The following is a 13269-nucleotide window of genomic DNA, read 5'->3' on the forward strand; positions in this document are numbered from 1 at the left end:
GTTGTCTAAAATGTTAAGGTAAAACGTATAATTTCGCCAATTTGTTTTTAGAATAATCTAAAATTAGTGATTACGTCCATTGTTTGTACGCTTTTTTCGCCTTAATTATCATTAGGGTAACGAAACCCAAAACAGCAAATACTGCATAACCAATACCTATCTCAGTCTGTGTTTCTGGGTTAACGAGACTCACGACAATATAACTTAATGCAGAAGTGACGAGGTAAGTTATACCACCTGCTAAGCCACCTGCAATTCCTGCTGATAAAGGAAAACGACCTAAGCAGTAACCGAAATAATTATTAAATATAAATCCTGCGGTAACGTGGATCAAGAAGGCGAATAGTGATAATGTAAAGAGATTTGTGATATACGGAGATATTATAATCATTAAAATAATGAAAGCAATTTGTAAATAATTAGCATATCTTAATTTTGGCAATAGCGCTTTCTTGATTAGTGCACGACCGATAAATCCCCCGGACATCCATGCAAGTCCCATTAATAAGGAAATGTATCCGGTCGTAATGGAGCTATAACCTAAATTGTGTTCAATGAAAAATGGTCCACTTAGATTGTAGAACATAACTAAACCATAGCTTATTCCACACATGAGCACTCCAAACGTAAAGTCTTTCGTTTGAAGCATGGTCTTAAATTCAGTGACTAAATATTCAAATTGAAGTGGATTTTTCTGACGGATTGTTTCACCGGAAAAAATGAGTTCTAATATGAAGAGCACAATGCTGTAAGCTGCTAATAACATAAAATTAGAGCGCCATCCAAATTGTGCCTGTAAATATCCGCCAATGAAAGGAGCAATAATTGGCGCTAATGACCAAACGATAGTGATGGCACTCAGGTATCGTTTTCGCTCTTCACCTTCGTACACATCAACGAAATAGGCGCGTTTTGATACTACAACAAAAGCGGATAGTATTCCCTGCAGTATGCGCATCATATAAATGACAATAATATTATCAGTTGTGGCTGTAATAAAAAAGCTGATTGTAAATAGAAAAAGGGAAATTAAGGTAATCCGATATCTTCCCCATGCATCAACAAGGGCACCGGCAAAGAATTGTGAAATACCATAACTAATTAAAAACAGGGATAAGGTGAGTTGAATCTTACTTTCTGCCAGTCCTAGCTCTGTTGCCATCTGTGGCATGGATGGTAGGTAAATGTCTGTTGCTAAGCCCGAAATTGGAACCAATGCGAATGCAATTAGTGTCGGAGCAAATGATTTTCGTGAATTTAAAGTATTTTCTTGCATGTGTATTGTTTATTGAAAACAAATGAGATAGACGTAAATAGGATTTCTTTAGCTAGCGAATGTTCTTGAGGATATCTGAAATGTCGCAAAAGTTACATATGACATATGTAACCTATTTTTTGAATGTACTCATGTGGCAAAGGTATAAAATTCAATAAAGATGAATACTTGTTTTTTAATATTTACAGAACGTGGATGGTATATAATTTTAGATTTTACATAATTCTTTGATTATTTAATTTCCGAAAATAAATTTTGTTTTTTTATTATAGTATTTGTAATGAGTTGGTTATGTTTTATTTTTCATTTACTGTCTTGCTGATGTTACATGATTTTTTTTATAATCTCATAACGGTTTAATGTTATTTTTACTGCTATGTTTTACATTTAAATGATGTTATTGAAATTGATGGAATGAAATCGTTTTCGTATTTTACTAGATTTTTTATTGTAGGTCGCACAATTTATTAATTATATTGGTCTGCAATTATAAATCAATCCTGCAGTTCTGAAATTGATTATGCCATTTATTTAATATTGGAAGATCGAAAATGTAGTCCCTGCAAAGGTTTTAATAAACATGCAACAGTTTTTAATTTTTATAAATCCTAATTGATTAATTTAAAAAAAGAAATTACTATTATGAGTATCGTGTCGTGTAAAAAAAGAATGTTGTTATTGTTAACGGGTATAAGTTTTTGTTCCTTATTATATGCTCAAAAACAACCTCCTAATATTATTTTTATATTGACGGATGATATGGGGTATTCGGATTTGGGATCTTATGGTAGTCCGAATATTCAAACACCTTTTTTGGATTCGATAGCGAGTAAAGGTGTACGGGCTACAAACTATGTCGTTTCCACTCCTTCATGTACGCCATCCCGTGCGTCATTATTGACCGGACGTTATGCTTCTCGTTATAACTTGCCTCAACCGATCGGTCCTGGCTCGGAATTAGGTCTACCTGATGCTGAGGTAACGATCGCTGAAATGTTAAAGCAGAAGGGCTATCAGACAGCTTTGGTAGGAAAATGGCATCTTGGTGATAAAGCAGAATCGCTACCCAATGCACAAGGATTTGATTTCTTTTATGGTATGCTCTATAGTCATGATTACCGTGCACCTTATGTGAAAACAGATACTGTTATTAAACTTTTTAGAAATCGCAGTCCTGAAGTATTTGCTCCTGATGATTCGGATCTAAGTCAGCATTATCACCGTGAAGCACTACATTTTATCAATAAGCAAAAAAAAGACAAACCTTTCTTTTTGTATTATGCACATAATTTCCCACATCTTCCATTGGCATTTTCAAACAAGAAAAATCCTTATGCCAGTGCACAAAAAGCAGGTCCTCTTGGGGCGGTCTTGTATGAGTTGGATCAGTATATTGCCCAATTATGGCACGCATTAGAGGCTAAAGGTCTGGATAAAAATACCATCTTGATGTTTTCTAGTGATAATGGACCTTGGATTGAGTATCCTGCTCGTATGTCAGATGACGGCGAGACGAAAAATTGGCATGTTGGAACTGCTGGCGTATTTAAAGGTTCGAAAGCGCTGACTTATGAAGGCGGTGCCCGAGTTCCTTTTATTGTTTTCGGAAAGGGAATTATCCCGGAAGGAAAAGTTATTCGCTCTTCTATCAGTAATTTAGATATTTTACCAACTATTGCTTCTTGGACGGGATCTTCTTTACCAGACAGAAAACTGGATGGACAATCAATACGTAATTTACTGGAAGGTAAAGAGACTGATTTAAACTATGTCCATAGACCAATTTTTTTGGTTAATTATGGTAAACCAGAAGCTGTGAAAGTTGGTGATTGGAAATATCGTATTATTAAACAACGAACAAATTTAATCTCAGGGAAAACGGAGGAGACGGTAGAGGAATTGTTTAATATTGCCTGGGATCCGAGTGAAAGAACAAATTTGATTCATGAATATCCTGAAAAACTGACGGAACTAAAAAGGGTATTTAATTCTTTCGATGAAAAGGAATAGTTTTTCAGCAACTCAAGAGAATCTCCAATCAAATGATAAGGTCCATTTGATTGGAGGTTTAAACCCTTAAGATGTAAATTAGGCTATATCTTCAAAGTTGAAAGGGAGGTCTTCCCCCATGATTTTCCTGTATTCGCTAGCAAAGTTTTGAAAACGTATGCGAGCTTCTTGGAGCATGTTTAAAGCAATCATTGCTTTAATTTCGATAAATAACGCATTTTCATTGAGAGGGTCAAATAGAAAAATAACTTCAGCCAATGCTATGCTATCGTTATAGGCATGTTTCTCCATACATTGATAGATTTCAGTGATTAAAAGAGGTGTTATATTTTTCTCTAGATCAGCCTTAGTTGAGTCGAAAATAGGTTGATTGGTACCCTGTAAGAACTTTCCCCTTCGTAATAGATGAATTAACTCATCTCTGTTTTCAGTGTTGTTAATAGACGAAGTGAGTTTCATACATCTCGTATAGTCGCAATAGAAATCGGCATGTTGTTCAATTTTAAAACGCCCTTTCTCATAGCGTAATTCTATCCCATCCAATTCACTTAATGCTTTTCTTAAATGGTTGATTGTAACGCCTCTTGAATTTTTGACTTTATCTTCAGATTTGTCTGGCCATACCAGATGACTTAATAATGCTGATGAAATCCCGGCTTCACCTGCGTGGGTTAAAATCAAACAAAAAACTTGTTTCAGTCGTGTACTAAATAAATGGGATATATCTTTTTGATTGCGATCTAATACCGTAAATTCTCCAAATAAATAGATTGCATTGGCTCGTAAGTTATTTTTCCAGACAGCGGGTTCGTTATTACTTGGTTTTAATTTATCGATGGGTGCTAATTTTTTAGTCTTGATCAACAAATGTTCTTTATTGCTATCAGCTACACCTGCAGGTACTGGTAAGATCATATGTCGCCCTGTTTTTTTATTAGAGATCCTTTTGAGCATGATGTAAGCTCCTATTGCAACAGTTCCTCCGAATAATACAAAAATCAGATATTTAATTTTATTATTTTTTTTTGGATAATTGCTTAATTCTGTTTCTGAGATAGGAGGGGAGTTTAGGGAATAGATTTTTAATGTTGACTTAACATCATCATTTGACTCTTGTACTAAAGCGAGTAGACGTCCAAGTTGATGGTCATAATAAAGCTGTGCCCGTGTTGAAATCTTGTCCGAATATATGGCTACAGAATCACCTAATATTTCATAGCTTCCATCTTGGATTGAAAACCGATAAAGCTTGATTGCTGATCGGGTGAGATGCTCGGGATAACATAAGGCATAAAAGTGTGACTGATCTGGGAATACAATACCGCGTGCAGGTACCACATGCTTATCTTTCCATTGAATATCCCACATTTTTGTCACCTTTTTAGTATCTAAGTTAATTTTGTGTAGATCATAATAGTATTTTCTTCCAACAATGTGCTCTCCAGACTCATTTCCCATTCCTCCAAAAATATATGCTGTACGATTGTTTTCCATATAGCCCGCAGATAGAAAATATCGTGGGAAGAGCTTATCTCCGGTAAAATCTTCAAGTTTTTGCCATTTGGTAGAATCAACGGTATATTGATAGAATTTGTCACTATAGGACATGTTTCCATATCCTCCGAAGATGTAGTATTGCTTTGCTTGTTGATCAAAAAAGAATCCATGGTGATGCAGTTCCTTTTGGACACGATCATAGCTTTCAATAGTCCATGTAAAACTATCTAGATTAAGACTGGCGACGGTGGGGCCCTCATAGGGATAATTATGATACAATTCATAAACATAAAGCTTATTTGCTTTTACATCGAGAAAATTGCTTGCTTGGATCAGATCGACAGGGCATTTTTTTTGAAAAGCAACTTTCCGAGTGTCATTCGTTTTGATATTATGAATAAATATAGAATCGCGATTGAAATAATAAATTTCTTTTCTGCTTTCATTGTAATTAGAGCCTGCTTGAATTGACGAATTGAAGGTCTGTACTAATTGCCATCTGTAAGAATCATTGATCAACCATTCGGGATTGCTTACTAAACCATAGTTATTTCCTTCAAAATCATGAACGATATTACCTTCATTTTCCCTCAAGGGGAACACATATTTGGTGTTTTTATTTCCAATGGATAGGTTTTTAATTCCCATATTTGGGACATCGATCAGGTAATCACTTTTTCCGAAAGTAATGATTGGAAAATAGGGGTTAGGGAGCTTAATTTTTTTGGATGCGAAAACTTTGTTTTTTATTTGAAGTTTAAAAATTCCTTGTGTTAGATTAAAGGTTAATTTAACCGGAAACCAGCTGTTGTTGTCCAATAATCGACGATCTATCTTGGCTATGATCAAACTACTTTTTCCTTCTTCATTTAGTCTGAAGATGCACTGATCTTTTTCTTCGTCATAAAACAGGTTATAGATGGTATTATTTTCCTTGTTTTGAACTCTAAGGATATTCCCCAGTGAGTTGGTGCCATAGATTGCAAGTTGAAAGTCAATATCAAATAGTCCTTCAAATGAAATTGTGTTTTCTCCAAAAACTTCATAAGAAGTACGTTTATCGATTGCGTGATGACCTCCGTTAAATTTAAGTCCTTGTGAAAAGGATAGCGTCGGCAGGAATAAGTAAATAGCAAAATATATATAATAGAATTTCATACAGGGCAATCAAAAACTTAAATCCAGAAGTATGGACGCATCATTCCCTTTAAAAGGCGAGCGTATAAACCTTCGTAGATGATTTAATGGTTAGTAACTAATTTTTCAACATCTTAATACCTTAAAAGTATACAAAAAATTAATCAAATGAAATAAAGACGTTGTTACATGTTTTCTGATTTTTAACACGCAATAGTATTAAAATAAAACCGGGTTATTGTTTTATTTTTGCCTATTAACCCCTTTTTAACCCTAAAATTAATCGACTCTACTTATCTTGTTCCAGAATTTAATGCCTTAATCATGGGCAAAATTCTGACTAATTATAAACCAGATTCTTCTTATGAAATTTTTAAGAAAGCTACAAAGCATTTTTATTCATGCTATTCCACTATTACTGTTTGTACAGTTTTGTTTTTTAACGCCTACCCATGCCACGATTCGAAATGGCAGGGATGGTAAGATTGTTTTAGATCTACAAAATCAGAATTTAGTGCGTTCCATTCAGCTTGTTGATAAATCCATTGCCACCTATTTTTCAGGTGATGAGATGACCATGGCTAGATTTTACAACCCGGATACCAAAGAACTATCTTCTGAAAGGGGGAGTGTTTGGATGTATACAGCTTCGATAGAAGCTGTTAATGCAATTTTAACAAGTCTTAAACTTCAAAAGGAAAATGGCAATGTATTATTGTTTAATCAACATTATAAGCGTTATGTCGATTTGTTAAAGAAACTATTTAATAATGCTGATTATTATCTAGGCACTTTTACGCTGACTTCCTTTACACAAGAAAAAGAGTGGGCAGTCTATGCTGTAGACCGTGTTCGAGAAAAGGGGAAAGCGAATGTTATTGGGATACTGAATGTTTACGATGACCAAATGTGGCTTGTACGTGAATTATTAGACGCCTATCACCTAACGAATGATCAAGTCTTTTTAGAAAAGGCTGAGTATTTGACGGCCTATGTTCTTGATGGTTGGGATAGTACACTAGATGACAGAAATAAAGAGCATGGCGGTATTCCCTGGGGCCCAGGTTATGTGACCAAGCATGCTTGTAGCAACGGTCCAATGGTTAGCCCATTGGTATGGCTGCACGAAATCTATAAGCATAAATCTGATCAGATCGAGCATCGCTATGTCGATAAAAAAGATAAACAATCACGCCGTTCCAAAATGATCAATAAAGGTGATTATTATTTGAATTTTGCACAAAAAGTTTACGATTGGCAAAAACGTTATCTTTTAAACAATCAAGGTGTCTATACAGATATGATGGGAGATTGTTCCCCAGATTGTACTATCGCATATGAAACTGTCCATGGAACGAGATACCGTGCTAATACATTTTTGAAAACTGCTGTAGGTCCCTCATTTTCCTATAATAGCGGGACGATGATTTCTGGAGCTGCAGATCTATATCGCGTAACAAAATCAAAAAAATATAGGGAAGATGCACAGTCATTATCTCATGCTAGTTTCGAGTATTTTGCAAAATTGGGAAAGCAGATTCCGGCATATTACACTTACGAATCCTCCGGATTCAACAATTGGTTTAACGGTATCCTACTTCGGGGATTCTTTAATATTTATCCTAATTATAGAAAAGTAGGAAGTTACATGGAGTCTTTTCAAAAGAATCTTGATTATGGATATGACCATTTCTTGAAGGATGGGTTTTTACCAACAGATTTATTAAAGGGATGGGAAACCGATCAAAATAAAAATAATCTGGAAGGTATGTTCATGTTTACATATGCCGCGCAATATGCTATTTTATCGCAATACGAATTAGACAAATCGAAATAAACCTAAATAGCAGGTTGTGATTTTAGCCAAAAATTAAAGATTGATTTTAAAGACCTCATGTATTTAGCATGGGGTCTTTTAGTTATTTTAGGAGTGTAGTTTTTGTTGTTCTAAAAATTCAGAAGGGCTTACTCCAAATTGTTTTTGAAAGTTCCGTGAAAAATGCGTGGCCGAGCTATAGCCTAGTAAGTTGGATATTTCATAGATTTTGAATTTTCGTTGTGCTAGTAATTCTGCGGCTTTTCGCAACCGGGTCAGGTTAATCAATTCATTAGGAGATAGGCTCGAAACAACATTAATTTTTCGATAGAGTGTTGGTCGGCTCATACACAAAATATCAGCCATACGGTCAACATTGAATTTCGGATCATCTAAATGATTCTGAATAATTTCATCCACTTTTTGAAGAAATTCTTGATCGCTTTGATTTTGCCCAATGCTCTGTATCTGTGATAAAGGGTTACTAACAAAAAAAGCTTTTACTTTTAATCTGTTTTTTAAAAGACTGGCAATTTGTGCTCTTAAAAATGCCGGTGAAAATGGTTTTTCAATATAAGCATCAGCGCCAAATTCTAAGCCTTGGATTTTAGATTCAATACTATTTTTCGCCGTAAGTAAAATTACCGGAATATGGGAGGATGCCATATTTTCTTTAATATGTTGGCACAATTCGTAGCCATCCATTTCCGGCATCATGACATCGCTAATAATTAAATCAAAATTATCCGATTCCATCAATTTCAATGCTTCTATACCATTGTTGCAGGTTTGAACATGATATTCTTCACAGAGATCATCTGCAATAAATTCAAGTAATTCTTGATGATCGTCGATTAAGAGGATATTGGCTTTTGCATTTTTCATGATGATAGTGAGCTTTGATTTAGAGGAAGTATGAGTTTAAATACGTTGAAGGAGGATTCGTCTACTTCATATATTAATGTCCCTTGATGTTTTAAGGTCAATGATCTAGTAAGGGCTAAACCTAATCCACTACCTGAAATACTTTTGCTTCTTTTTAAGCGATTAAAAGGTTCAAAAATATTTTGCTGTTCTGTTGGCGGAATTATTGCCCCGTCGTTCTTTATGATCAATACACATGTTTTTGTGTTTTCATCAGTTTTTAATGTTATTTCTATTCGATGATCAGCATATTTTAATGCATTATTAAGCAGATTATAACAGATTTTTTCGAAAGCGTCCAGATCTATTAAAGCGATAATGCTCTGACTGATATCTAGTGTTAAAACACGATTTTGAGCAATTAAGGTTATGGCAAAATTATTGATAATTTCTTGTAAAATATGGCTTATGTTATGCGGAGCAAAGTTTAATTTAAACCCTTCGGCTTCTACCTTTCTGAAATCCAGTAATTGATTGCTTAATTCAATAAGTTTATTGGTATTGTTTTCCATCGTTAGCAGTAATTTATCTACTGCCGGACTGCGTTCGACTCTATCCATCAATTTTTCTAAAGGGGCCTTTATTAATGTTAACGGAGTTCGGATTTCATGAGCAACATCAGTATAAAAATTGATTTTTGAACGGTATAAATCTTGATCTCTTAAGTTTTGGATTGTTAAGATATGTTGACGATTCCGCTGTTTTATTGCTTCATTAAAATGATGAATTATAAATGCGATAAGCCCGATAATAATAAATCCATAGATAAGATATGCAGGAAGACTTGCCCATATTGGCGGTAATACTTCTATTTTCAAGGTCTTGATTTGTGGAATCGCAGTGCCATTTGGATCTTCAGCTTTAATTATGAATGTGTAATTTCCTGGCGCCAGTTTGGTAAAGTATGCGCGGGGGATACCATTGATAGGGTTCCATTTTTCATCTATTCCTAACATTTTATAACTATAGCGTACAGAATGAGGAGCTTGATAATGTAATGCAGCAAAATCTAAGCTAAATGAGGATTCATCGTGCTTAAGTTTAATACTTTCGGTAAAGAGAATTGATTTTTTGAGAATGGTTGATTCATCAGTTTGACTCACTTCTCGATTATTGACAGTTAAATCTGTAATAAAAATAGGTGTTTTTGCATTGTATTTGATTTGATTTAATTGTTCTGGCTTAAATCGGATCAAACCATTGATAGTCCCAAAGTAGAAATTATTGTTGTTATCATCAAAGGAAGAGTTGTAATTGAACTGTAATGTTGGTAAACCCGATTCCATATTGAATGTCCGTATTTTGTGGTTGACGGGGTTATACCTAACAAGACCTTTGGAAGTAGCCACCCAGATATTATTTTCTTTGTCTTCTAAAAAAGAGAGAATAACGTTGCTGGGCATTCCGTCTTTTATACTTATAGAGCTAAAGCTGTTATTTTCAAATTCTTTTTTTACCATTCCTCCTTCAGTTGCAATCCACAATCTTTTTTTTGAATCTTCAAATAAACTGTTAATTCGATTATTGGGTAGCGCATGTTGATCATGTGTCTGCTGCTTATAATGTTTAAAATAATTGGTCTCTGGATTGTAACAAATTAAACCATCACGCCACGTACCAATCCACAAATTACCCCGGAAGTCCTCTAATATACAGGTGTAAAAAATATAAGCCGGTACATTTTTTATTAAGAAAAATTGTTTGGTATCCAAATTAAAGCGGTACAATCCTCGTGTAGAAGCGGCTAAAATATCACCTTTTTTTGTTTGATAGAGGTGGAATATGAAATTACTTTCAAGTTCTGAATTATGATAACTATTTCTATCCAAATGTTGTGTCACCTGTAAACGTTTTAAATCGAATATATCGAGTCCATTTACAAAAGCACCGACTAGTAATTTGTCTTTAATGGCTAGTAATCCATGAATATTATTATTAGCTAATGAGCTATTTTGACTCGTAAAACTTTGGATCTTATTGGTTGAGAGGTTCCATTTTGATATTCCGCCGTTCTCGGTACCCATCCAAATATTACCTTCTTTGTCTTTTTTAATGGCCCTTACAACCGATCCTTGTAGGTTTGTTGGTTGGTCGCCCGGTAAAATTTTTTCGATGATGCTGTTATGTGCATGATAGTAATTTAGTCCACCAAAATAAGTACCTAACCAGATGCCCTGATCTTTGTCTTGTAATATGTTGTAAATTGCATCGTCGGAAATACCCCATTTATTATGATTCTCCTTACGTAAATGGAGAAAACTTTTAGTGGTGATTTGATAAACAAACAAGCCAGATTCTGTTGCAAACCAATATTCATGGTCATTCGGTTGAAGAATATCCCTTACATATAAAAATTGTTTCAACTGTTTTTGACCAAGAATGGAAGTAAGTGTTCCAGTGCTCTTTTCGTAAGAGAATACACCCGCTTTGGAAGTCCCAATTAGGAGTTGTCCCTGCTTTGTTTCTACTATTTTTTCAATGCTATACCAATCTTTTTTTTCAAATGATTTTGTGAAATCAAGAAATGGAGTAATCTGATACTTTTCGTTAACGAGGTAAATAATACCCTCTGGAGTTCCAAAATAGAGTTTTCCGGATTTTGTGCTGCATAGTGATGTGATGTACAGATTTGATTTTGTAAGTTGTCTTGTTACTTTATTTGTAAGGTTGTGCAGGTAAAGCATTCCATTGGATATAAACCATAGGTTGTGCTTTCCATCTGTCGTAATAACAGGAACTTCTGTGCTTCTAAATTTCTCATCTAATATTTCAAAATTTTCATGAATGGGATCATAAGAGTAGATCCCTTGATCTGTACCGATCCACATTTTTTTTTGATAGTCTTCTTTTAAAGATATAATAGAATTACTTCCTAAACTTCGATGATCTTCTTTACTTGTAAAGTGTTTGAAAGAATTTCCATCAAAGCGATTCAATCCATCTTTGGTACCAAACCATAGAAATCCGTAGCTATCTTGCATACTGCAGATAACTGCGTTGTTAGAAAGTCCTTCATTTATTTGATAATGGTTAAAATAATAAGGTTGTGCATGGATATGAGCAGAAAATAAAAGATAAGCAAAATAAAGAAGCAACAATTTAATTTTTATCATGTCTAATTGGTAATTGATACAAAAGAGCAGTATTATGAAACAATTCTGCTAATCAATATTTTCTAAATTTAGGATTTTAGTACTTGTAAGGTTGAAGATAAAAAATTAAAAAGTAAATCGTAACTTTTAAGTTCAATTATTTCATTTATCTGTCAACTAAATCGCTTAAGTTGATCAATATGATCAAAATTATGAACCTTTATAAGGGACCTAAAATAAATTAAAAATGAAAAGAAAAATGGAGTGTATGGGTATTGTTAGTATCCTTGTCGTTGGATTAGGATGTCAGCAAAAGAATGTCACAGAAAATAAGGATCAATCTGGAATGATTTCCTATATGGATAGCGCTGCATTTGATGCTAAAATAAATGATCATGATGTCCAGTTATTTGAATTGAAAAATAAACGGGGTGTGCATGCATACTTTACAAATTTTGGTGCACGCATAGTTGGTTTGTGGGTTCCGGATAAACAAGGTAATTTAAGGGATGTGGTTTTGGGATTTACAAAAGCTACCGATTACAACAACCCGGCAGAGCCCTATTTTGGAACGATTGTCGGTCCTTTTGGAAACCGTATAGCAAAGGGAATGTTTCAACTTGATGGACAAACTTACCAACTACCTATTAATAATGGTGTCAATACACTACACGGTGGGTTTAATGGCGTTCATTTTGCCAATTGGACCTTGAAAATGAAGAGCGATTCATCGATTACATTTGCATATACCTTGCCAGATAGAGCTGAAGGTTTTCCAGGAAATATTGCGATGGAAGTTACATATGGTTTAAATGACCAAAATGAACTAACAATTGGATATGAGGCGCAATCGGATAAAAAAACGGTTGTAAATCTAACAAATCATGCTTATTTTAATTTAAACGGAGAAGGTAGTGGTTCAATATTGAATCACCAGCTTCAGTTATTTGCCGATGAATTCACGCCTGTTGATAGTACATTGATTCCAACTGGAAAACTTGAGAAAGTAGGCGGATCAGCTTTTGATTTCACGACCGCTAAGGCAATTGGTAAAGATATTGATGCTAATGATCGTCAACTGTCTTATGGTAAGGGATATGATCATAATTTTGTCTTAAATAAAAAAAGAGAAGGTGATTGGTATAAAGCTGCTCATATTGTGGGTGATCAATCCGGAATTGTCCTGGATATCTTGACGCAGGAACCGGGGATTCAATTTTACAGTGGTAATTTTATGAGTGAAAAGGTCCAATTGAAAAATGGTAAAAAAGACTCTTTTAGAACTGCATTTTGTTTAGAACCACAACATTATCCAGATTCCCCTAATCAACCGAATTTTCCAACAACCGTATTAGTTCCTGGTCAGATCTATAAAACTAAATCACTATATCGATTCTCAGTTCTGTAATTGTTATTTTCATATTATCCAAATATAATCAAGCCCATTTCTTATTTAGGTAATGGGCTTTTCTTTAATAATAATTTAGAATCCTTTGCTAAGCTTAATTAAATGATAC

The 13269-nt window shown here is 34.4% G+C and carries 7 protein-coding genes; 3 read left to right on the plus strand and 4 right to left on the minus strand.

From position 1 onward, the window contains the following. Positions 1 to 70: 70 nt before the first annotated feature. Complete coding sequence (locus HCX49_RS13955; protein WP_168127430.1) at positions 71 to 1276, minus strand: MFS transporter; 1206 nt, start codon at positions 1274 to 1276, stop codon at positions 71 to 73. Positions 1277 to 1945: 669 nt separating this feature from the next. Here HCX49_RS13955 and HCX49_RS13960 point away from each other — a divergent pair. Then, positions 1946 to 3286: a sulfatase-like hydrolase/transferase gene (locus HCX49_RS13960; RefSeq protein WP_168127431.1), complete on the plus strand. Its 1341-nt coding sequence runs from the start codon at positions 1946 to 1948 to the stop codon at positions 3284 to 3286. 78 nt (positions 3287 to 3364) lie between these two features. Here the strand turns inward: HCX49_RS13960 and HCX49_RS13965 are convergent, their stop codons facing one another. Continuing rightward, positions 3365 to 5941, minus strand: a complete 2577-nt coding sequence (locus HCX49_RS13965; protein ID WP_168127432.1) for a DNA-binding transcriptional activator — start codon at positions 5939 to 5941, stop codon at positions 3365 to 3367. 343 nt (positions 5942 to 6284) lie between these two features. On the opposite strand from HCX49_RS13965, the gene HCX49_RS13970 reads away from it, so the two are divergent. After that, a complete protein-coding gene (locus tag HCX49_RS13970) occupies positions 6285 to 7757 on the plus strand; it encodes a glycoside hydrolase family 76 protein (RefSeq protein WP_168127433.1) in 1473 nt (490 codons plus the stop codon). Between the two features lie 87 nt (positions 7758 to 7844). Here the strand turns inward: HCX49_RS13970 and HCX49_RS13975 are convergent, their stop codons facing one another. Next, on the minus strand, positions 7845 to 8621 hold the full coding sequence (locus HCX49_RS13975; protein WP_206368480.1) for a response regulator: 777 nt from the start codon (positions 8619 to 8621) through the stop codon (positions 7845 to 7847). Next, positions 8618 to 11773: a two-component regulator propeller domain-containing protein gene (locus HCX49_RS13980; protein WP_168127434.1), complete on the minus strand. Its 3156-nt coding sequence runs from the start codon at positions 11771 to 11773 to the stop codon at positions 8618 to 8620. Before HCX49_RS13980 ends, HCX49_RS13975 begins: the two co-directional genes overlap by 4 nt. 226 nt (positions 11774 to 11999) lie before the next feature. Between HCX49_RS13980 and HCX49_RS13985 the strand changes: the two genes are divergently transcribed. Then, positions 12000 to 13160, plus strand: coding sequence for an aldose epimerase family protein (locus HCX49_RS13985; RefSeq protein WP_168127435.1), 1161 nt, complete (start codon positions 12000 to 12002; stop codon positions 13158 to 13160). Positions 13161 to 13269: the final 109 nt, after the last annotated feature.

The organism is Sphingobacterium sp. B16(2022) (assembly GCF_012030425.1).
Taxonomy (GTDB): Bacteria; Bacteroidota; Bacteroidia; order Sphingobacteriales; family Sphingobacteriaceae; genus Sphingobacterium; species Sphingobacterium anhuiense.

Excerpts from the sequence above, each read along its gene's own strand:
- HCX49_RS13985 (WP_168127435.1), top strand. The coding sequence starts at position 12,000 with ATGAAAAGAAAAATGGAGTGTATGGGTATTGTTAGTATCCTTGTCGTT.
- HCX49_RS13955 (WP_168127430.1), bottom strand. The coding sequence starts at position 1,276 with ATGCAAGAAAATACTTTAAATTCACGAAAATCATTTGCTCCGACACTA.
- HCX49_RS13980 (WP_168127434.1), bottom strand. The coding sequence starts at position 11,773 with ATGATAAAAATTAAATTGTTGCTTCTTTATTTTGCTTATCTTTTATTT.
- HCX49_RS13960 (WP_168127431.1), top strand. The coding sequence starts at position 1,946 with ATGTTGTTATTGTTAACGGGTATAAGTTTTTGTTCCTTATTATATGCT.
- HCX49_RS13970 (WP_168127433.1), top strand. The coding sequence starts at position 6,285 with ATGAAATTTTTAAGAAAGCTACAAAGCATTTTTATTCATGCTATTCCA.
- HCX49_RS13965 (WP_168127432.1), bottom strand. The coding sequence starts at position 5,941 with ATGAAATTCTATTATATATATTTTGCTATTTACTTATTCCTGCCGACG.
- HCX49_RS13975 (WP_206368480.1), bottom strand. The coding sequence starts at position 8,621 with ATGAAAAATGCAAAAGCCAATATCCTCTTAATCGACGATCATCAAGAA.